General features: G+C 65.1%; 23 protein-coding genes and 3 pseudogenes. 12 read left to right on the top strand and 14 right to left on the bottom strand.

Annotated features, from left to right (window positions below):
- Positions 1–375: 375 nt before the first annotated feature.
- The gene (locus ABEA18_RS12590) at positions 376–1,020 is read left to right on the top strand and encodes a GTP cyclohydrolase II (protein WP_345449745.1); all 645 of its coding nucleotides are present in this window, start codon (positions 376–378) and stop codon (positions 1,018–1,020) included.
- 43 nt (positions 1,021–1,063) lie between these two features.
- Here the strand turns inward: ABEA18_RS12590 and ABEA18_RS12585 are convergent, their stop codons facing one another.
- Both ABEA18_RS12585 and ABEA18_RS12580 read right to left on the bottom strand, forming a co-directional pair.
- Entirely contained in the window at positions 1,064–2,062 is a 999-nt protein-coding gene (locus ABEA18_RS12585; protein WP_345449744.1) for an aldo/keto reductase family protein, read from the bottom strand.
- 11 nt (positions 2,063–2,073) lie between these two features.
- The gene (locus ABEA18_RS12580) at positions 2,074–3,126 is read right to left on the bottom strand and encodes a LacI family DNA-binding transcriptional regulator (RefSeq protein ID WP_345449743.1); all 1,053 of its coding nucleotides are present in this window, start codon (positions 3,124–3,126) and stop codon (positions 2,074–2,076) included.
- Positions 3,127–3,314: 188 nt separating this feature from the next.
- Between ABEA18_RS12580 and ABEA18_RS12575 the strand changes: the two genes are divergently transcribed.
- The 3 genes from ABEA18_RS12575 to ABEA18_RS12565 all read left to right on the top strand — a co-directional run bounded on the left by ABEA18_RS12575 (position 3,315) and on the right by ABEA18_RS12565 (position 6,383).
- On the top strand, positions 3,315–4,022 hold the full coding sequence (locus tag ABEA18_RS12575) for a FadR/GntR family transcriptional regulator (RefSeq protein WP_345449742.1): 708 nt from the start codon (positions 3,315–3,317) through the stop codon (positions 4,020–4,022).
- 205 nt (positions 4,023–4,227) lie between these two features.
- Complete coding sequence (locus ABEA18_RS12570) at positions 4,228–5,580, top strand: MFS transporter (protein ID WP_345449741.1); 1,353 nt, start codon at positions 4,228–4,230, stop codon at positions 5,578–5,580.
- Between the two features lie 29 nt (positions 5,581–5,609).
- Positions 5,610–6,383, top strand: coding sequence for an SDR family NAD(P)-dependent oxidoreductase (locus ABEA18_RS12565; RefSeq protein WP_345449740.1), 774 nt, complete (start codon positions 5,610–5,612; stop codon positions 6,381–6,383).
- Positions 6,384–6,695: 312 nt separating this feature from the next.
- Here the strand turns inward: ABEA18_RS12565 and chrA are convergent, their stop codons facing one another.
- Genes chrA through ABEA18_RS12550 form a run of 3 tightly spaced genes read right to left on the bottom strand, consistent with a single transcriptional unit; the run spans position 6,696 to position 9,300 of the window.
- Positions 6,696–7,898, bottom strand: coding sequence for a chromate efflux transporter (gene chrA / locus ABEA18_RS12560; RefSeq protein WP_345449739.1), 1,203 nt, complete (start codon positions 7,896–7,898; stop codon positions 6,696–6,698).
- Positions 7,895–8,950 carry a YncE family protein gene (locus tag ABEA18_RS12555; protein ID WP_345449738.1) on the bottom strand — a complete coding sequence of 352 codons (1,056 nt, stop codon included), beginning with the start codon at positions 8,948–8,950 and terminating at the stop codon, positions 7,895–7,897. Before ABEA18_RS12555 ends, chrA begins: the two co-directional genes overlap by 4 nt.
- Positions 8,951–8,967: 17 nt before the next feature.
- Positions 8,968–9,300 (bottom strand): hypothetical protein, encoded by a 333-nt coding sequence (locus ABEA18_RS12550; protein ID WP_345449737.1) that lies wholly within the window; start codon positions 9,298–9,300, stop codon positions 8,968–8,970.
- 83 nt (positions 9,301–9,383) lie between these two features.
- On the opposite strand from ABEA18_RS12550, the gene ABEA18_RS12545 reads away from it, so the two are divergent.
- A complete protein-coding gene (locus tag ABEA18_RS12545; protein ID WP_345449736.1) occupies positions 9,384–9,902 on the top strand; it encodes a Chromate resistance protein ChrB in 519 nt (172 codons plus the stop codon).
- A complete protein-coding gene (locus tag ABEA18_RS12540; protein WP_345449735.1) occupies positions 9,899–10,330 on the top strand; it encodes a chromate resistance protein ChrB domain-containing protein in 432 nt (143 codons plus the stop codon). Before ABEA18_RS12545 ends, ABEA18_RS12540 begins: the two co-directional genes overlap by 4 nt.
- Positions 10,331–10,419: 89 nt before the next feature.
- On the opposite strand, the gene ABEA18_RS12535 is transcribed toward ABEA18_RS12540, so the two are convergent.
- The 3 genes and pseudogenes from ABEA18_RS12535 to ABEA18_RS12530 form a co-directional block, all read right to left on the bottom strand.
- Positions 10,420–10,803 (bottom strand): hypothetical protein, encoded by a 384-nt coding sequence (locus ABEA18_RS12535; RefSeq protein ID WP_345449734.1) that lies wholly within the window; start codon positions 10,801–10,803, stop codon positions 10,420–10,422.
- A 25-nt stretch (positions 10,804–10,828) separates the two neighbouring features.
- A pseudogene (locus ABEA18_RS24655) lies at positions 10,829–11,116 on the bottom strand (helix-turn-helix domain-containing protein); the annotation flags it as partial.
- 283 nt (positions 11,117–11,399) lie between these two features.
- On the bottom strand, positions 11,400–12,269 hold the full coding sequence (locus ABEA18_RS12530; protein ID WP_345449733.1) for a MerR family transcriptional regulator: 870 nt from the start codon (positions 12,267–12,269) through the stop codon (positions 11,400–11,402).
- On the opposite strand from ABEA18_RS12530, the pseudogene ABEA18_RS24650 reads away from it, so the two are divergent.
- The 4 genes and pseudogenes from ABEA18_RS24650 to ABEA18_RS24645 form a co-directional block, all read left to right on the top strand.
- Positions 12,268–12,618: pseudogene (locus ABEA18_RS24650) on the top strand (nuclear transport factor 2 family protein); the annotation flags it as partial. The gene ABEA18_RS12530 and the pseudogene ABEA18_RS24650 overlap by 2 nt on opposite strands.
- A 76-nt stretch (positions 12,619–12,694) precedes the next feature.
- Positions 12,695–13,285: an alpha/beta hydrolase gene (locus ABEA18_RS12525; RefSeq protein ID WP_345449732.1), complete on the top strand. Its 591-nt coding sequence runs from the start codon at positions 12,695–12,697 to the stop codon at positions 13,283–13,285.
- Between the two features lie 288 nt (positions 13,286–13,573).
- On the top strand, positions 13,574–13,990 hold the full coding sequence (locus ABEA18_RS12520; RefSeq protein WP_345449731.1) for a YybH family protein: 417 nt from the start codon (positions 13,574–13,576) through the stop codon (positions 13,988–13,990).
- A gap of 1,066 nt (positions 13,991–15,056) precedes the next feature.
- Positions 15,057–15,305: pseudogene (locus ABEA18_RS24645) on the top strand (DUF6994 family protein); the annotation flags it as partial.
- Positions 15,306–15,320: 15 nt separating this feature from the next.
- Here the strand turns inward: ABEA18_RS24645 and ABEA18_RS12510 are convergent.
- The 3 genes from ABEA18_RS12510 to ABEA18_RS12500 form a co-directional block, all read right to left on the bottom strand.
- A complete protein-coding gene (locus ABEA18_RS12510; protein WP_345449729.1) occupies positions 15,321–15,662 on the bottom strand; it encodes a hypothetical protein in 342 nt (113 codons plus the stop codon).
- 190 nt (positions 15,663–15,852) lie between these two features.
- Positions 15,853–16,278 carry a hypothetical protein gene (locus tag ABEA18_RS12505; protein ID WP_345449728.1) on the bottom strand — a complete coding sequence of 142 codons (426 nt, stop codon included), beginning with the start codon at positions 16,276–16,278 and terminating at the stop codon, positions 15,853–15,855.
- Positions 16,279–16,298: 20 nt separating this feature from the next.
- Positions 16,299–16,865, bottom strand: coding sequence for a hypothetical protein (locus ABEA18_RS12500; protein WP_345449727.1), 567 nt, complete (start codon positions 16,863–16,865; stop codon positions 16,299–16,301).
- Between the two features lie 49 nt (positions 16,866–16,914).
- On the opposite strand from ABEA18_RS12500, the gene ABEA18_RS12495 reads away from it, so the two are divergent.
- On the top strand, positions 16,915–17,520 hold the full coding sequence (locus ABEA18_RS12495) for a hypothetical protein (RefSeq protein ID WP_345449726.1): 606 nt from the start codon (positions 16,915–16,917) through the stop codon (positions 17,518–17,520).
- A 30-nt stretch (positions 17,521–17,550) separates the two neighbouring features.
- Here the strand turns inward: ABEA18_RS12495 and ABEA18_RS12490 are convergent, their stop codons facing one another.
- On the bottom strand, positions 17,551–18,546 hold the full coding sequence (locus ABEA18_RS12490) for an NYN domain-containing protein (protein ID WP_345449725.1): 996 nt from the start codon (positions 18,544–18,546) through the stop codon (positions 17,551–17,553).
- Between the two features lie 336 nt (positions 18,547–18,882).
- Positions 18,883–19,389 (bottom strand): hypothetical protein, encoded by a 507-nt coding sequence (locus ABEA18_RS12485; RefSeq protein WP_345449724.1) that lies wholly within the window; start codon positions 19,387–19,389, stop codon positions 18,883–18,885.
- Between the two features lie 421 nt (positions 19,390–19,810).
- On the opposite strand from ABEA18_RS12485, the gene ABEA18_RS12480 reads away from it, so the two are divergent.
- Complete coding sequence (locus ABEA18_RS12480) at positions 19,811–19,948, top strand: hypothetical protein (protein WP_345449723.1); 138 nt, start codon at positions 19,811–19,813, stop codon at positions 19,946–19,948.
- 117 nt (positions 19,949–20,065) lie between these two features.
- On the opposite strand, the gene ABEA18_RS12475 is transcribed toward ABEA18_RS12480, so the two are convergent.
- Positions 20,066–20,245 (bottom strand): hypothetical protein, encoded by a 180-nt coding sequence (locus ABEA18_RS12475; protein ID WP_345449722.1) that lies wholly within the window; start codon positions 20,243–20,245, stop codon positions 20,066–20,068.

The raw sequence follows: 20,245 nt of genomic DNA, 5'->3' as shown, positions 1-20,245 counted from the left end.
CAGAAAGGGTGGCCGTGAGGGGCCGGCCAGAACAGCGAGCGATTCCTTGACCGACGCGGACCGCGTGCCCTCTGCTCTGCCCTTTTCGACGACCGAGCTTCCCTCGCCACAAATGGCGCGTCATCAGGGCTGTGGGGAGCCACCGCGGCCTGATTGTTCCCTCGCATCGACAGCGCGGATTTTCCAAAATCGTGTTACGTTATTTTAGAGATTCGGGGAGTTTCGACTATCAGGGCCGCGCGTTTCGAATCAGAGAAGGAGGGCCCGATGCCCGAGGAACGACTCACCATAGCAGGGCCGAGATCCACGACGGACGGCGCCGGGACATTGTCCCCCGACTCAGCTTATTCTGGACCCGGCGGACGGGGGCGTGCCATGACTCCTCTGGCCATGGTCCGCACCCGGGTGCAGATCCCGCTCAGATTCGCCGACGGCTTCCGGTCGACGGCCGATGCATTCACTTTCCGAGGCCTCGCGGACCGGAAGGAGCATCTGTTACTGGGGCTCGGTGATTGGCAAGGCGCCCTCGCCGGCGCCAAGGCCGGGTCTATCGCCCCCTTGGTGCGCCCTCACAGCGAATGCCTCACCGGGGACGTCCTCGGCTCGCAGCGGTGTGACTGCGGGCCTCAGCTCCGCGAAGCGGCCGAGCGGATCACCTGCGAGGGTGGCTTCCTGCTGTACCTAAGGCAGGAAGGAAGGGGCATCGGGCTCTACGAGAAGCTTGACGCCTACTCCCTCCAGGACCGCGGTCTGGACACCTACGCCGCCAACCTCGCTCTCGGCCACGGCGAAGACGAGCGGGACTACCGTGCCGCGGCCCAGATGCTGCTCGCTGTCGGGGTGGATCGGATCCGGTTGCTGAGCAACAACCCGGACAAGGCCATCCAGCTCAAGGCAAACGGCATCACCGTGGCCGAGCGCGTGCCCACCGCTGTCCACCTCTCCCCCGCGAATGCCCGGTACCTGACTGCCAAGCGCGATCACACCGACCATACGATCGACCTCGGGCCACTCCCCTAGCTCACGACGGTTCCAGGATCACGTTGGGACGCGCGGCGTTGCCTTAGACGCGTTCCGGGAAGGATTCGACTTTGGCGGGGTCCCGCTCAATGACGTCGCCCAGCGCGCCGTCGATTCGGTCGAGAGTCTCCGGGTCCAGGACCAGGTCGGCGGCTTTGACGGTGTCGTCGAGTTGTTCGGGCCGGCTGGCGCCCACGATTGCGGCGGAAACGTTGGGGTTGGCCAGAACCCAGGCGACGGCCAGGGTGGCCAGCGGCACGCCGATGTCTTCGGCTATCGGCTTGAGTTTCTCCACCCGTTCAAGTACCTGCGGCTGCATGAACTTGTGCTCTGTCTTCAGCGCGCCGTCCTCGGAAGTGAAGCGCGATGCGGACGGAACGGATCGGCCGCCGTCGTACTTTCCCGTCAGTACGCCTTGGGCAAGAGGGGACCAGCAAACCTGGGTGATCCCGAGTTCTTCGCAGGCGGGAACCACCTCTGCCTCGATGACCCGCCACAGCATGTTGTATTGAGGCTGGCTGGACACCAACTGGATGCCCAGCTCGGTGGCCAGCGCTGCCCCGGCCCGGATTTCCTCCACGGTCCACTCGGAGATGCCGATGTAATGGGCCTTTCCGGCGTGGACGATGTCCGCGAAGGCGCCCATGGTTTCGGTCAGCGGGGTCTCGTAGTCATAACGGTGCGCCTGGTAGACGTCCACGTAGTCGGTCTGGAGCCGGCGCAGCGAACCGTTGATGGACTCCATGACGTGCTTCCGGGACAAGCCCCGATCGTTCTTTCCCGTACCGGTGGGGAAGAACGCCTTGGTCATGATCTCGATACCCTCGCGGCGCACGCCCTTCAGGGCCTCGCCGAGCATGGTTTCAGCCTTGGTGTTGGCATAGGCGTCGGCCGTGTCGAAAGTCGTGATGCCCAGGTCCAAGGCCTTGCGCACGCAGGCAGTAGCGACATCCTGGTCCACGGTTTCGCCATGGGTCGCCCAATTGCCGAGCGCAATCGCGCTCACGTACATGCCACTGTTGCCGAGTTTGCGGTATTGCATGGAAGTTCCTTTCAGAAGGTTGCCGGAAGATCCGGCTGAGCGGTGGAATTCTTGCGCAGGACCCGTGGAGGTGCCGTGCTCTCGCGGATCACAAGCCGCGCAGGCCGGCCGAGGGACCTGGGTTGTCCGCCGTTCATGGTGTCCAGGAGGAGCCGGGCAGCGTCCTGGCCCTGACCGGCCACGTCGTGGTCCATGGTTGTCAGGCCCAAGACCTCGCAGAGTTCGTGATTGTCGAAACCAAGCACAGAGAAATCCCGGGGGACGTCCAGACCCGCCCGACGCAGGACCATCAGCGCACCGAAGGCCATCTCGTCAGAGGCGACGAAAGCCGCGGTCGGGGCGCGGGCCGCAACCAGCAGCCTTGACATGGCCGCTGCTCCCCCGCCGACGCTGTTCTCATCGAACTGTTCCAGGACGCCCTCCCGGGCCAGCCCAGCCTCCACCAATGCCTTGCGGTAACCGATGAGCCGCTGCCGGGGCGGTACCCCGCCCAGATTGCTGCCTTCCTCATCTCGGATGCCGATGAACGCCACCCGCTCGTGGCCGAGGTTCAGCAGATGCCTCACCGCGTCCCGCCCAGCCCCTACGTTGTCCACGGACACGGATCCGATACCGGGCCCTTCAGCACCGAGCAAGGCTACCGCTTGTCCTTGGGAGGCGAGCGATTCCAGTTCTTTCTTGCCGGGCTGCAGGGCAATAACGATGACCCCGTCCGAGCGGCCGTGCAGGCGCGGGGATCCGAAGAATCTCTCACGCTGCCCAGGGGTGGCGAGCTCGTAGAGGAGAACGTCGTACCCTGTGTTCCGGAGCTCCTGTGTGGCCGCGCCGATGGTCTTGCCAAAGAACCACTTGGCCAGCACCGGCACAACGATGGCCACGGTCATGGTCCGGCCGGTCGCGAGGCGCGACGCGGCCGGGGACGCCGTGTAACCCAATTCGGCGGCCGCCTCTTGCACGCGCTTGCGAGTTTTCGACGAAACGCCCGGCACGGACCGCAAAGCCCTGGACACGGTAGATATCGAAACCCCTGCACGTTCCGCAACTGACTCAACGCTGATAACCACGGACTCAACCGTAGACGCCCGCGTGGAGGAATCGCAAGCGCTTGCAGCATATTTCAACTCTGCTTGCCCGTCAGACGCATCGCCCCCGGGCCATTCCGACACCGCGGGCGGATGGGTGGAAGGGGCACCATGGGATCCTGGCCTTCTGTAGTGTTGGTCTTCGAGACCGAACGAAGGCGGGATGCTCTTTGGGCCGCAAGACACTTGTTGACGATGTCGTCGACGGGCTGCTCGATGACATCCTTGAGGGGAAGCTCGGCCCCCACACTGCGATCCCCAGCGAGTCGGAGATCGCCGCCGCCTACGAGGTCAGCCGACTCACCGTGCGTGAGGCACTGAAGGCGCTGCGGGCGCAGAATATCCTGTACGTAAAGGCCGGCCGCGGCACGTTCGTGAACCCGGCCGACGCCTGGACCGGGCTTGGCGCGATCTTCAAGGCCGCTTCCCACGGAAGCGGTGCGGATCAGGTGTCTGTGGGCCTCATCGAAGTGCGGCGCATGGTGGAAACCGGGGCGGCCGGGCTCGCGGCCATGCGGCACTCTCCGGAAGACGTGGACTGGATGCAGCAGTGCATTGCCGACATGAAAACCTCCCACGCGGCGGGTGACCTGGACCGCTTCGTGGCCGCCGACATCGGATTTCACGACGCCGTGCTCAAGGCCTCCGGCAACCCCTTTGTCCGGGCACTCTTCGCCCAGCTGGGGCAGCTCCTGTACACGGCTAGGCGGGAAACCTCCGCCGTCCCCGAGATCCAGCTCCATGCCATCGACTACCACCAGCGCGTGCTGGACAGTATCCTCAGCGGCGACGCCGAACTCGCCCGCCGGGTCATGGATGAACATATGGACCAGACGTACGAAGACTACGAACGCTACGTCCACGGCACCAAGCCCTGACACAGGGAGCAGCTCCGCATGCCGGGCCGCCACGCGAAACTGGTTTTCGATCCGACTATTGACCCCCCACTCACTGCATCGTATGATTTTCGTCATATCAGATGTCTGACATCTGACTTAGATGGATCGAATGACTCCCACACATCCCCTGGATTCCCGCTGAGCGCAGTTGCCCGGTGCGGATCCGACAGACAGAAGGTCAAAGATGACTTCCCTCACGATGCGTTCGCCCGCCCTCAGTGAACTGGGTGAACACACGCTTCGCAAGGTCCGCCGCCGCATCATGCCCCTCATCGTCCTGCTGTACTTCGTCTCGTACCTGGACAGGAACAACGTAGGTTTCGCCAAGCTGACCATGAGCGCCGACATCGGCCTCAACGCCGCCGCCTACGGTCTCGGCGCCGGCATCTTCTTCCTCGGATACGCGCTGCTCGAAGTTCCCAGCAATGCCGGAATGTACCGCTTCGGCGCACGCAAATGGCTTGCCCGGATCCTCATCACCTGGGGCCTGCTCGCCGCAGCAATGGCCCTTGTGAACGGCGAAACAAGCTACAACATCCTCCGCTTCCTCCTGGGAGCGGCCGAGGCCGGATTCTTCCCGGCCATCCTCTTCTACCTGACACTCTGGTTCCCCGCGGTCCAACGGGTCACCGTGCTGGGGATCTTCATCCTCGCGCAGCCGTTGTCCAACGCGCTTGGCGCTCCGGTATCGGGCCTGCTGCTGCAAATGGAAGGCCTCATGGGCCTTCACGGCTGGCAGTGGCTCTACATCCTTGAGGGCATCCCCGCGGTCCTACTGGGTCTTCTCACGCCGATTCTCATGACAGACCGGCCCCGCGACGCCAAATGGCTCGAAGACGACGAGCGCGAATGGCTCGCCAGCACCATGGACGCGGAACTTGCTCTCAAATCGGAGTCCGGACACCACAACTTCCTGGCCGGACTCAAAGACAAGCGCACCCTCGCATACTCCGCCCTGTATTTCGGTCTGGTCTGCGGTATTTACGGCCTCGGCCTCTGGATGCCCACCATCGTCGCGGCGCTTGGCAAGTTCTCGACGACGGAAATCGGCTTCATCGTCTTCATCCCCTATGCCATCGCCGCGGTGTTCGTGTACTGGTGGAGCAAGCGCGCAGACAAGACCGGCAAGCGCGCATGGCACACCGCCGCCAGCATGATCCTCGCCGGCACCGGCCTCCTCGCGGCGGGATTCCTGCTCCCGGTCAACCCATTCCTCGCAATGGTGGGCCTCATTGCCTCGGCCATGGGCATCTACGGCGCCATCGCACCGTTTCTCTCCATGCCCTCGGCCGCGCTCACCGGCGCAGCGGCAGCCTCAGGCCTTGCCCTGATCAACTCACTGGGCAACCTCGGTGGCTTCGTGGCACCCTACGCGGTGGGCCTCTTGAAAGACGCCACGGGGAACAACCAGAGCGGCCTCGTCTTCCTCTCCCTGTGTCTGGCCGCCACGGGCATAGCTACCTACCTTTACGCACGCAAACGCCCCGAAGGCGACGCCACGCTTGCCCAAGCAGCCGAGCCTTCCGACCCCTCCTGATCCCGAACTACCGAAGGAAACCAAAAGCAATGACCTCCACCACTTTCCCCGCTGAACGCACCGTTGTGCTTACCGGAGCCGCGTCCGCCCGAGGCATCGGCCGCGCTGCCGCCGACCGCATGGCCAGCGAAGGCTGGGCCGTGGCCATCCTGGACATCAACGGCGTCGACGCAAAAGCCGCAGCCGACGAGATCGCCGCGAGGCACGGCGTCCAGACGATCGGGCTGGCCGCCGACGTCTCCGACAAGGATTCGGTGGACACCGCAATCGCCCGGGTGGAGGCAGAACTGCCTCCAATCGTCGGCCTCGCCAACATCGCCGGTATCAGCAACCCCACCCCGTTCATGGAAGAGACCGTGGAAGGATGGGACCGAGTTTTCGACATCAACATGCGCGGCACCTTCCTGGTCAGCCAGGCCGTCCTCAAAGGCATGATCGAACGCAAGGTCGGGCGCATTGTCAGCATCTCCTCCATCTCGGCCCAGCGCGGCGGCGGCACCTTCTCCAAGGTGGCTTACAGCGCCTCCAAGGGTGGCGTCATCGGCTTCACCCGCGCCCTGGCCCGCGAAGTCGGCGAGCACGGCGTCACAGTCAACTGCGTGGCACCGGGTCCCATCGATACCGACATCATGGGCGGCACGCTCACGGAAGAACGCAAAGCCGAAATGTCCCAAGGGATCATGATGGGCAGGGTTGGCACCCGCGAGGAAGTAGCCGCACTGATGAGCTTCCTCCTCGGCGCAGACGCCGGCTACATCACCGCGGCAACGTACGACATCAACGGCGGGCTCCAGGTCTCCTGATCGTTCATAACACCAAAGAAGGGGTGTCCCCCAGCTCCGGCTGTGGGGGCACTCCTCATGCGAGCCGAGCACGGCAGCGTCGATAAGGCGCTTTGTCCGGATGACGTCCCGGCCGTGAAGGTCCTGCACGTGCCTTCGTTCCGTGGGGGTCCCGGCAGGGAAACGCTCCCCGTGCATTGACGATGAGGCATCGGGCTCCGCGATCTCTGACCGGGGCCCGACGCCGGCACAGCCGCACTCTATGAGGGCCCTTCCGCGCTGGTCGGCACCCCGGAACGAGCATGGAGCTTTCGGCGGTCGCCCGGAGGTTAGTCAGTGACGCAGAAGGAGCCCGATGAGGCCGGCGGCGAGGACGATGTAGGGTTCGTTGATTTTGAAGCGCCAGAGCAGCCCAAGGGAGGCCAGGGCGATGGCCGCGGTGATCCAGTCGGTGACGGCCTCTCTGGTCAGTATTACGACGGCCCCGGAGAGGGCCCCCGCCGCTGCTGCGGTGGCGCCGACGACGAAGGCCTTGACTTGTTTGTTTTCGCGGTGGCGGATGAACCAGCGTCCCGGGAGGACGACGGCGAGGTAGATCGGGGTGAAGATCCCGACGGTGGCGACGACGGCCCCCGGAAAACCGCCGACGAGGTAGCCGATGAAACCCGCAGTGATCACTACGGGGCCCGGGGTGATCAGCCCCATTGCGACGGCGTCGAGGAACTGGCCCTGGTCCAGCCAGTTGTGCTGGGCGACGACCCCGTCGCGGAGCAGGGGCACGATCGCCAGTCCGGAACCGAAGACCAGGGCCCCAGTCTGCAGGAAGAACAGCCCCAGGGCCAGCAGTGTCCCGCCCGCGGCGACCGGGGCGGCCAACATGGCCAGAGGCAGGAGCAGCGCCTGCGAAGCCGGCGGCTGTGACCCTGAGGGTGGCTTGGGGATGCGGTGGCGCCGTCGCGGCCAGAGCGTTTTCGGGCCCGCGTCCAGCAGCAGGATCGCGAGTCCGGCGGCCAGGATCAGCGGGATGGGTTCGGATCCGGTCATCGCGGTCACGGCAAAAACGAGGGCGCTGATCGCCCAGAGCCGCCAGTCCCGCCGGTCCGTGAGCTTGAGGAGTTTGTAAGCGGCGATCGTGATGATCGCCATGACGGCGGGGGCGATGCCGTAGAAGAGGGCATGGACGATCCCGAGGCCGGAGAATTCGGCGTAGAGCGCGCCGACGGCCACCACGATGGCAAAGGAAGGGGCGATAAACGCCGCGGCGACGGCGAACGCTCCCCACGCTCCGCGTTGGAGGTAGCCGATCCACATGGCCACCTGCGCTGCGAGGGGGCCGGGCATCGTCTGGCCCAGGGCAACGCCGTCGAGGAAGTCTTTCCGGTCGATCCAGCCGCGCTTTTCGACCAGGTCCCTTTGCATGTAGCCGACGGTGGCGATCGGGCCGCCGAACCCGACTGCTCCCAGCCGCAGGAAGTACATCACGAAACGGCGGAAACGTACAGGTTCCTGACCCGGCGAGGGCTCGCTCGCGCTCATCGGATCGCGTCCATGACGCGCAGGACGGGGTGGCCGTTGACGTCCTGGAGCGGGAAGTACACCCGGTGGGTTCTTTGGTCGACGGCGACCGTGTGCGCGTTATCGGCAAGCTTCCCGGAGGCCTTCAGGACCAGGGCATGGTCCTGTTCATCGAAGACTGTGACCACCCCGCTTTCGGAAGCGACGTAGAGGCGGTGCAGGCCCTGATCGAATGCCAGCACGTCCGGGCTCGCGCCGGTGTCGAAGCGGGCGGTGACATGTTTGCTTTGAAGGTCGACCACGAGGAGCTTGGCGTTGTCTTCGCAGGCGATGAACGCAAGCTTTTCCGCGCCGTCGACGTAGAGGCCGTGATTGCTCACGCAGTCACTGAGTTGGATCCGGGTGTTGACCATGTCCGTGGAGGGATCGATGCCCAGCAGCTCACCGCGGCTCTGAACGTTGACCAGGATGTTCCCGCTGACGGGATCGAACACGCTGTTGCCGGCCTCCCCTCCAATCTCGATCGATCCCTTCGCCCGGCCGGTGGCCAGATCGATCACCGTTTCGGCGTGGTCGTGTTCGTTGGAGACATAGGCCTTGCCATGGACCGGATCATAGGCGATGCCGTCGGGGGTATTCCCGGCCGGCACCCTGCCCGCCACGGCAAGGCTGCCGGTGTCGATGATCGCCACGTCGTTGGTCCCGGATGCGGCGGCCAGGAGCAGGTGCCGGTCCGGCACGAGGGTCACACCGTGAACGGAGGAGACCCCCGGGACGGTTCCGGCAACCGTGCCGGCGCCCAGGTCGACGGCGTGGACGGTGCCGTCTCCGAGGTGGGCGATGTAGAGCCGTTTGGCCCCGGCGTCGAGGGCCTGGTAGTCCAACCTGCTCGCCGCGCCGGGCAGGGGAATGTCCTGTACTTGCGTCAACGGCAAGGACGACGCCGGAGGCGGCCCTGAGCAAGCAGTCACGGACGCCGCGAGGAGCATCAGCGAGGCGGCGATGCGCACGGATGGCGCGGTCCACGCGGTCCACGCGGTCCACGCGGTCCGGCACGATGGTGCCGGTCCCATCGCTGTCTCCGTGCGGCTCACAGGATGATGACGTTGGCGATGAATGCGACCAGCCCCCCGGTCAGTACCGGAAGGGCCCGGCGCCCCAGGTCCCGGTCGACGAAGACAACCACGGCAGGCGGCAGGGCCCCGGCGATCAGGCATACCGCGTCCCCGACACTGACGGCGGGCATGAAGTCCTCGTTCAGGAGAAGGATGTTGGCCGCCACCCGCCAGGCAATGACGGCCACCAGGGTGCCCGCCGCGGCCGCACCCAGATCCCGAGCCGGCCAGCGAGCAAACCGGCAGGCAAGGGCCACCGCGGCGGCCGCGATGATCGCGGAGATCACAATGAGCAGAGGCGAAATCATGTCTTCTCCTGAGGCGGCGAAGGGCGCGCACCGCGCGTCCGGACCGAACAATACAAGTTCAAGGTAACCACGGTTACAATTCTATGGTGAAGAGTGAACCACTGATACCCGGGGGCTGGGTGCTGCTCAACTACCGGATGCCACGGAACCCCTCCAGCCCCAGGGTGGCGGTCTGGCGGCGTCTGCAGGCCCTGGGCGTGGCCCAGCTCGGTGACGGGCTGGTGGCCCTGCCCGCGGACGCGAGGACCCGCGAGCATTTCGACTGGATCGCAGGGGACATCACCGAAAACGGGGGCACGGCGGCCGTCTGGCTCGGCCGGCCCGCCTCCGAAGCCCTGGAACGGAGCATCGCCGAAACCATGGCCCGGGACCGAGGGCAGGAATACCTGGCCCTGGCCGAGGACGCCCGGGACGCCCTCCGGCTCGAGGAACCCGCACGGGCCAGGACCGCGAAACGCCTCCGGGCGCAGCTGCGGAAAATCAACCGCCGCGACTACTTCCCACCACAAGCACGCGCCCTCGCCGCCGAAGCCATCGCCGCGGTCCTCGCACCCGCCGACACACCCGCCGAAAGCGTTCCGGCAGAGAGCAGAAGACGATGAAATGGGCCACCAGATCGGGCGTGCACGTCGACCGGGCCGGGTGCGCCTGGCTGATCCGCCGGATACTCGACCCGGACGCGGTCTTCGTGTTTGTCGATGACCCCGCCGAGGTCCCGGCCGACGCGACCGCCTTCGACATGCCCGGGGTGGATCTGTCCCACCACGGTCCCGACTGCACCGCAGAAACCATCCTGCGCCGCTACGAAATCCAGGACCCCGTCGCCTGGAAAATCGCCGAAATCATCCACGAAGCGGACCTGGAAGACGAGCGCTACGACGCCCCCGCCGCCCCGGGCCTGGACATCATCATCCGGGGCCTGTCCCTGACCCTGGACGACGACGCCCTCCTGGGCATCACCGGTCCGGTGTTCGACGGTCTCTACGAATACTTCAAACGCGGCATGATCCTGGGCCGCGAACCCGCCTGATCCTTGGCAGCCAACGACGCTGCCACCCCCGGCTGGCCCACACCTTCCCAGGCCCTTGTGGGCGGGCAGGTTGTCCAAGATCACATAGATCAGGGCATCGTCCGGGCGGGCCGCCCGGACGACCGCAGTGCGGCCAGCGTGTTCGTGGCGCCCTTCTTACGTCGGTTGACACCCGATAAGGTGTCGTCGCCGATCGAGTAGCAGCTGTGGAAGTACCGCACCCCGTGGGTGCGGTGGTACGTCGCGGGATGCCGCTCGGGGCAACCGGCAGGGGCCCAGCACGACCCGCCCGTGGGGCGGATGCCGAGCGGCCCGAACTCGTCGAACGCGAACCCCCGGTCTGGGAACCGCTCCAGGACTTCCTCGATGCGGTCGAGCTTGGCATCCCGGTCGGGATCCGGGGGACTCGTTCCACGTCTTGGTGCGCTGGAAGGTGACGCCACGGCGGGCCGGCAGGCACCGTGACGCCTCACGGCCGATCCGGATCACGCGGCCGTGGACTTTGCGCAGGTAGGCGGCGAGCTTGCGTATCGACCAGCGCGTGAAGGGCTGGCCGAGTTTGGTCGGGCGGGTGACGGCCGTCGCGACGACGAAGTCGTCGTCAGGACTGAGCCGGCGGGGACGGCCTCCCGCCCACCGAGGGTCCAGAGCGGCCAGGCCTATCTCGTTGAACCGGTGGATCACGTCCCGGACGGTGTCCACGTCAGCCTGGACCAGCTGGGCGATGACTGCGACCCGGTTCCCGCCGGCCGAGGCCAGCAGCATGATCGCCCGCCGGTAGCGCACCGAACTGGTGCTGCCCCGATGCACGATCTGACGGACGTCACCTTCTCCGAACTAACGGAGGACATCAATTTCTTCGGCGCCATCAACGTCGACGTCGAAGCGGAACTGGCCAAGCTCGACACTCGCGGGTGGCGGCCACTACAACCGGCAGCCCTCGGGGATCTGGGCCTGTGGCGCTTCCCTATCTGCGGGTGCGGCGCGCCTGCTGGTAGCCCCCGGAGTTTCGATATCGCGGTGTCGGCGCGTTCAGCGCCTCAGGTTCCGAGTGCCATCTGCACACCCACTACCCATCGCCGCCTTCGTGCGTGCGCGCTGCGGGTTCGTCGGGCGACGGTCCGGTGTGGAAGATCGGCCAGCAGATCTCGGTGCGCCACTCGGCCGCCTCTGCGCTCTCGTGGCGCCCGACGGGGTAGTACTCGCGGATCGGGCCGTCCACGGCGAGGGCATGTTCAGCGACGTACGTGCCGAGGGCTCCGTAAGCCAGGTCGATATTCGTATGCGGGCCGCGGTGCACAATCGTCGCCAACTCGACCGCCGGGATGACCAGCGCGTCGACCCGACCCATGGGGCGCAGCGGTCCGGCGCAAGGCACGAAGATCGTCGCCGGTCCGCGCCCGTGGGTGAACAGTTCGGTACTGAAGATCCCGCCAGCCGGCGCGTCGGCGGCCAGGCCCTGGGCGTCGAGCGTCGCATAGATCTCACCGAGCGCACCCTGGTACCAGGTCAACGCCTCGGCGATGTCCACCGTCTCGGTGATCGCAGCCGCCGGCGTGGCCGGAACGCTCCGGCGCCCGATCTCGGCCCGGGTGCCGCCCGGCGGGCGGGTAAGCAGGTCGCGCAGCGAGGCGACCGCAGACTGGCTGCGCTCCAACTCCCGCTCCATCTGGTTCAGGTGCGCGGCCAGCAGCGCGTTGCGGGTGTCGAGGTCGGGCGCGGCCAGCACTTTGGCGATCTGCTCGACCGGCATGTCCAGGGCGCGGAAGCGGCGGATGATCTGCGCGGTCGGGATCTGCGCGGTGGTGTAGTACCGGTGGCCGGTATGCCGGTCCACCTCGTCCGGTTCCAGCAGGCCCACCTGGTGGTAGTAGCGCAGCGTCTTCACGCTCAGGTGCGTGGCTCTTGCGAAGTCCCCGATCGGCAGTGTCGCGTCCATGCCTGCCACTATGCCACCTACCCCAAGGGGAGATACACGGGCGCGCGCGGGTCTTGCACCTCTCGTCGGGGCACGCCCGAGCCTGCTTGCAGCCGGTCGACCGGGCCGCCGGCCGAAGGGAGCCGAAATTATGACCACGCCCACGAGCACCGCCCTGCCGCCCGTCGTCGCCGAGTCCCTGGCGGCGGTCAACGCCTTCGACCTAGACCGGATGGTCGCCACCTTCGCCGAGGACGCCTGCGTCAACGACGCGCGCCGTGAGATCAGCGGCATCCCAGCCATCCGGGCCCGGGCCGAGAACGAGATGATCGGCGACCACGTCACGATGCAGCCGCTCGAGGTCGTAGCACACTACGGCCAGACCATCGTGCGCTCGCGCTATGACGGGACCTACGACAAGACCAGCCTCCCGGCCGAAACTGGTGATGTCGGACTACTTCAGCGTGCGCGACGGCAAGATCGTCGGCCTCGCCGTGATCCGCAACCAGCCCTCCGCACTGACAGCCACCGCTGTGTCCGACCCGACCGGTGCCGCGGCGCACGCAACCGGCCCGCCGACCCGCGTGCGCCGCCACTTCGTTGCGCACCCATCCGTCCACCTCCGGAAAGCGGGAACCACTTCCCATGAACTACACCGTCGACCCCGAACTCGTCCCCCTCCTGGCCGTCCGCACCGAGCAGGCCGCCGGCGTAGCGTCGCGCACAGTCGGGTGCCGTTCCTGTCCGTCGGCTACCGACTGGCCCCCGAGGCCATCGGCACCATGCTCGCCGAGGACGTCTTCGCCGGCCTGACCTGGCTCACCGACCACGCGCACGAACTGGCCGTGGACACCGGACGCATCGCGGCGATGGGCGACAGCGGCGGCACCGCGGATGTCTCCCCGATCGCCGCAACCGCCCGCCTGACCGACTTCACCGGACTGGCCCCTGCCTACATCGACACCGCGGACCTCGACATCTTCCGCGACGAGGACATTGCCTACGCCGCGCCTGGCCGCTGCCGGCGTTCCCGTTGAACTGCCAGTCCATCCCGGCGTTCCGCACGGATGGGAGCGCCTCGCCCCCCCCAGTTCGGGGCCGCCCGACGGGCCTTCGCTGACCGCATCCGCACCCTGGCGGCCCTCTAAGTGGCCGACTTCGCGGAGGAAACCCCCGATGTCCAGCGCTGACGACAGGCCCTGGGCAGGCGATCTCCCGTGAGGGGAGATCTCGTCGCGGGGCTGGGTCTTGCACCTCCCCTGACGGCACGCCGCAGGGTTGTCCGTAGCGGCCGATCAGGGCCGCGAGATGAAGGGAGCAAAGTCATGACGACGACCGAGCAGGACAAGGAAGCCATCATCGCGATCGTCCGCGAGATGGCGGCGTCGATGACCGGTGCGCAGAGCACCCGGCACTGGGCGTCCGACGTGCTGTGGTTCGACATCCCCCCGTTCGCGTCCAGGGGCGTCCCCCCGGCGCGCAAGCTGTTCGACGACACCTTCGCCAACTTCGAGTCCTGTAACGTCGAGATCCTCGAACTGGCCGCGAAGGTCAATGGGGACATGGGCATCGTCTGCACGGTGCAGAGCACGAACATCGTGCTCAAGAACGGCTCCACCAAGCACGTCATGGCCCGGCAGACCGACTGCTTCGAGCGGCGTGAGAACGGCTGGGAACTGATCCACCAGCACGCCTCCGTCCCGGCCGGCGGCGCGTGGGACGGCAAGATCACCACAGTGTAAGGCCTGATCTGCGACGCGACCGGCCTCCCTGCCGAGCGGATCTCCTCGGCGACGGCGGCGCCCGCGACGGCAGACTCTCCCAGCCTCGTCGCGGGCGGCAGGAGCCAGACGGGCGTCGACCGGCGAATCCGCAAACGCAACCAGAGCGGATAGGTCCCCGTCCAGGGGGCAAGCAGTCGCCGAGAACGCGATCTCCGCTGCTCGCCTCAGTGGTTGCAGGCCGGACGAACTGAGGCGAGCATCAACCCCGGTCGATTTCGACCAGCCTCAGCCTGCCATGCGACTCGCCAACTTCATCCAGAGCGTGAAGTCACTAGCGTCCCGAGTCGCCCGGTCCCAATGGATCTCGAACGCCCATACGTAGCGCCACCCAAGGTGCCCCGAAGTTGATCCATGCCGTACGAACGGGGGGGTCAGCGGCGAACAGTCCGCCGCCATCAGATCCTTGAGGAACTCCGCGGCCGGCTCGACTGGCTTCCCGTGCGGGCCCAGTAGCTTGACGGGCTCCCAATGGCTCCCTTAGAACCCCAAAATGAGCGAGCCCCTGATCTGCGTTTCCGCAGCTCAGGGGCCTTTCAGGTAGGGCTACTCGGACTTGAACCGAGGACTTAGGATAATGATTTCGCGTTTTTCATTAGTATTCGGTGGATGCCAAAAATGCCTAGATTCCGTGGCAAAATGGCCCACATCGGGCGACGGGCATGTCATCATTTTTCGTTACGCGCCATCGTTTCCGGTGGGTAAACGGTGGGCGAATCGCGTTATCGGGTTCAACTCGCGCCGCAGGGTCCACCGCGCCGTCATGCCGCCTGGCTCTTCATTTCCCATGAACCAGAAACGCAGCTGGCACCTACGCCGGCAGTTAAGCCGCGGACACGACGGAGGCACCGATGACCACGAAGCCAGAACGAAGCAGCACGGTGGAGACTGCCGAAGAACAATGGCTGACCCCGAAAGACATTTGCACCCAGTTGCAGATTCCGGAGCAGACGTTCTACCAGTGGCGGGTGAAACATGTCGGCCCCCGCGCCTACCGAATGCATAGACAAACTTTGGTCAGCCGAACCCTCTTGCAGACACGCTCCTCAGGTATGCGGATTTCTTCGAGCTTTTCGAAGACTTCGCCGGGTACGTCAAATTCTTCCTCTTGAAGGACCTCGTGGAAGATGACGACCAGACCATCCGGTTCTTCCACCCGTTCGCCGACTTCAGTACGCCGGCCGTTCCGAGGACCTCTGAGGAGTACCTGAGCTACTTACGGGCCAGCAATGCTTTCATCCGTGCCCGCAACCGCAGGATCGACGAAAACCCATAAAGGACCGTCTGGTGCTTAGCGGCTGGTCTTGCCCTCGGGCGCAGTCTCGTTCAGTGAGGAAGGTCCCCACGCGTCACCTTTGGGCAGGGTCTCGTCGATTTCATACCACCGCTCCCAAACCGCCTGACGTGTGACTCCGAGTGCGTTGGCGATCTCCGCCCAAGTCAGGCCGGCCTTCCGCGCGTACTTCACCGTCACCAGCTCAGTGTGATCACACTCTTGGCGGACCTGCTGGATCGCCTGCAGGGTGTCGACCACCTCGACCTTCCAACTCTGGGGGCTTGACGTCGCCCCTCCTGTTGCCCGAGGTCCCGTCATTGCCCTGTGAACGGTGGGGCCGCCGCTGTATCTCGCCATGGCGTCACCATGTTCCTTCGGCACTGAACTGTCAAGGTATCTTGGCAAGGAAACCCCACACACCCGTGCTGGCGACCGCAATCCCGGCCAGATTGCCCAATGGCGTCGGAACGTCCCGGGCGCGGAACCTAAAGACCGGTTGCCAAGGAGAGGATTACGATTACACACCCGAAGTGACCAAGCGGTACCACTAGATACCTGCAATGTCGAGCATTGCGACCAGGTCCCGTTGTGCCGTCGTGTCGTAGCGCAGCCGATTGGCAGGTGCCCAGGAATCGACTTCATCCAACGCCGCTAGGATCCACCGAAGCAGGAACCTCACAGGGTCCTCCGGAACTTCCACCGGAAGGGCGGCCTGGACTTTGAGGAGGGAATCCGCCGCTCTGAACACACCGGTCCTGACCCCCTCGAATTCCGGAACCCGGAGATGGCCCGGCACATGGAACTTGACGTTCAGTTTGATGTCCGACTCGATGCCTTCACGGTTAACAATGGCAGCCCGTGCCAAGACCCGCACTGCCTCGATCCAAGGAGCGTTCGCCTGATTCCGGCCACCGACGACCATGCCTATCGACAGCACCTTGGACGGGTCGTACGCGTGCCTGACATTCCCCATTCAGTGCCCCTTTTCCGTCATTACAGTTCGTCGTCCCCGAGCACGTCTGCCAGCTCGGACCAAAACGGAATCCGTGGCCGTGGAGTTGGATGAGCTGGGGGTGCATCGAACTCTTGGGCGACATAGTCCAGCAGGTTGTCACCGTAATAGACCACGTCAGTCTGGTACACCGAGAAGACCGGGCTCGGCACGTCTCCCGGCCCCGCGGCGAGATACCGGTGAACGTAGACGGGGATGAGTCGTGGAACTTTTTCAAACCGGGTCCGGGCGTGAGCCAACGCGACCTCTAGATCGGCGGGCTTCTCGCCCCAGGACGCAGGCCAGAAACTGTTCTGTTCGACATCGAACAGGGCGCTTTCCACAGGCCAGGAAAGGCGGCCCTCGATCTCTTCACGTTCCCCGTGCCGCCAGTCCACCCATCCTTGCCCGAGGGGCAGCACCGCGGCGAGGAATCGGCGGCGCGTGAGGCTGAACGAGAACCCGAAACGCTCCTCGACCGAGTCCAGTTCGGCCTCGCTCAGCCCTCCTTCCAGCACGACCCCGGCGCTCCGTAGCCGCTCCACAGCCTGACCCACAAGTTCTGACATGGAACCATCATGCGGCCGGTGCACCGGAGATTGTGGCAGGCTCATCGATATGGGGTTTGATCCAGCGAAGGTGCCAGGCGATGACGTCGCGGCGTGGGGTGCACAATGCCGCGAGAAGGCCCTGGCCGGGCTAGAGGCAGGTGACTGGAAAGCCGTCCATGACTGGACCAGGAGCTGGGTTGGCTGGGGCGGTGGCGCCTGGATCCCCGACACGTGGCTGCTGTACGCTGTCTCCGCCCTTGGCCAGGGCAAGCCAAGGATCGCGGTCCACAGCATCGATCTTGGCCTCAAATACTGGTTGCCCGGTCCAATCGACCAAGCGGTACTGGCGTGGTGCCGCGGCGTGATCGTCATGGACCGGCTCGGCGACCCGAAGACTGCCCTGATTGATCTCGAAGCCGCCGCGCCGCTGCTTCCCGTCTGGCTGGCACCCGCTGCCGCCGAACGCCTTGCCAGATGCCGCGAGGAAGCGGCGAAAAGCCGGAAACGAACCCCATCAGTGAAACCACGGCCGGAATTTACCGGACCCGACCCAGTACTGGACTCCGTCGCTCCACCCGCGGCTGCCCACCACGACGGAGACAAACCCTCCGTCTGGGAAACCGTGGCAACCTTCTTTGCAGGAAAGATCAGCACCTCAGCCGAGGGTCGGTGATGTGCCATCTACGCACCGGCAAAAAGGCTCCTACATGAGTGCGTCCAGCTTCTCCCAGAACGCGGTGCGCAGGGCTTTGCGGACCGCTTGCAGGTCGGTCTTGTATTCGCCGATCCGCTGCGCACAGTCTTTCAGGAGAACCCGGTCGATCTCGACGGGAAGGATGGGCCTGTCGGCGAGCAGCTCGTTCAGTTCTCCTTGAGACACCGATCCGTACCAGCTTGCAGCGACGCTTTCGCCGACTTCCTGTGCGACGTCCATGGGGCTGTCCTCGGGGACGAAGGTCGAATCGGTCCCTCCGGAGCTGTACACAAGATGTGCTCCTGCCTGTACCCCAGCCGGATGTGGCCGCTGGAGAGGATGATGAAGCGGACGCGTTGGCGGCCCGGGCTTTGCCGCCGGTTTCGGTACCGGACGCGGCAACGGATGGCCGGCGAAGGCAGGAACCGCAGGAGCAGGCCGTGGGGCATCCTGGACGATCCTGGTGAAGCACTCCTCGATCAGCTCCGCGGGCAAGGTAATGATGCTGTCCACCCGCAGCGCCAGGTGCTCGGCGACCGACATCACCCCGAGACGGTGCGCCGCGTCGGCGACACCCACCAGGACAACCTTCATCCCCAGGTCCTGGGCTTCCTCGACCGCCTCAGCCAGATCGTCATCACCGGACACAAGGTAAGCAACCGAGGCTGCACGGTTGCGGGCCACACCAACCAGATCCAGTCCCAGCTTCAGGTCAACACCCTTCTGCTCGCCGTTGAACGAAATCCGTCCGAGCCTGACCTTCACCCCGGGCAGGAGACCGATCTGCTTGTGCTGATCGGTGAACAACGCGTCCTTGGACGCGTCATACCAATACGTCCGCAGCACATCCAGCCCGGAATGCACCTCCGTGCACTTCATGATGCCCTGGATAAGCTTCTCGAAGTCGACGCGGAAAGCTGACCGGAGGGATGTCCCCGCAATCTGTGTACCGCCTACGGCCAGAAGAAAACCTGCATCGACGAAGATTGCACGCTGGGAGACCATGGCCCCGATGATACCCGCCGGCACTTCCCGAACCCGCGAACCGGAAGGGTGCAGCCTGTCGGGGGGGTGAGACAGCGTTCTTTGCCGGTCCGGGCCAAGGGTCGGCATCGGAACATCCAAACAGTTCGTAGGTCGTTCGGCAACCGAGGGCGGCCCGAAATCAGGGACAAAAGCAGGTAGTCACGGCTCACGTTGAGGCGTCATTGCTAGTCGCCTACCTAGGAACGAATGCAGGCCATGCCCCGGCATGGCCTGCATTCGTCGTCTTCAGTTGAACGATTTTCACGGGCCTTCGTGGGTGACCTGCCACTGAAAGACCTAAAACCAGATCACTGGTTATGAGAGGGCGGCGCAGATGTCCACTGACTGGCCGGAGGTGAAGTCCACGGAGAGGGTGTTGGAGAGGGTGGAGTCGGTGGTGACAACCAGGCGCCCGGTGTACTGGATTGCCCGGGGGCCGGTGGCGTCCGTGCTGAAGTAGACGTAGCCATTGTGGCCTGACAGGTAGGCGGTGTAAGTTCCGTCGGCGTTATGCACAAAGCGGTCGACCGAACCGGCAGTGTTCACCGTGTAGGACTTCCCGGTTGTGTGGTTGGTGTATGTGAGCAGTACCCCTTTACCAACGTTGAAGAAACTGCCGTTGTTGAAGCTGATCTGGGTTAATTGTCCATTTGTGCCGGTGATGTCGAGTTGGAATGCACACCCGTTTCCGGCCGGAACGGAGACGCTGAATGCCTGAATTTCCGGTGGTTTGCTAGCGGCTGCGCTGGCTGGTTCCGCGACGAGCAGAAGTGCAGCGATGGCGCCAAGTGGCGAAAGCCGGCGCACGGTCTTACCAAACATGATTTCTCCTTGCGAGTTTGTGCTGAAAGCGGCCGCGCAGCGCCGCGGGCGGAATTGTGCGCGGGTGAGGTTCGGGCCTTGCCCTGACAGTCGCGTCACCGCGGCGAAACTGGACCTTGACGTCCTTGGCGCAAGCTCTTGGATGCTATTGGCGCGAAGCCGTTGCCTTCACGAGTAGGGATCTCTCGTCTTCGTCCCGAAGGACGTCATCCTGCACTTACACAAATACTTGACCAATTCGACGCCGCTCAACACGCCATGAGAGGCGTGGAAGTCATCGAGCCGTGCCTGAAGCGACGGGTGTGCCGGATGCCTCTCTTGGTGATTCCCAGCACCGACTCGGCAAAAGAAAGGCGGTCAGGCCACGGTATGCACACACCAAAGACTTCAGCGTGCGCCTGGCCTCGATCGGAGGCTTTCAGTGCGCCTTACCGAAGTGTCCCCGGAGGCAATCAAAGTCATGAAGGACGACTGGAGCACCGTGGACGCACTCCAGCTGCACTTCACGCTTCCCTTCCCGATGCCAGCCCGGCTACGGGCATCCGAGACGTCCTCCTGACCGGCCCTGGCGCCGACACCCGATGCAGACGGTGAAGTTGGCGCACGCGCTGGCTGCAAGGTGGCCCGAGGATGCTCGTCTGATCGTTGTGCAGGCAGACCCGACGCCGGGCCCGGCTTATTGTTGTTCTCCAAGACTGGTTTCAGCACCCAGCCGCCGGCCGCTCACACGCTCGTCCTTACCGGTGGGGGTGTTCTGCCGGTTGGGGGTCGTGGTCGGCTGCCCGGCTGGCCAGGAGGCGGGGGCGCCTTCGGAGTCGCTGCCCGGTTCGGTGCCGTAGGTGAGTTGGGGCTTCAT

The sequence above is a fragment of the Arthrobacter gyeryongensis genome (genome assembly GCF_039543785.1).
GTDB lineage: Bacteria > Actinomycetota > Actinomycetes > Actinomycetales > Micrococcaceae > Arthrobacter > Arthrobacter gyeryongensis.
Note: the sequence above shows the minus strand (reverse complement) of the source record. Positions and strands in the feature narration are given on the sequence as shown.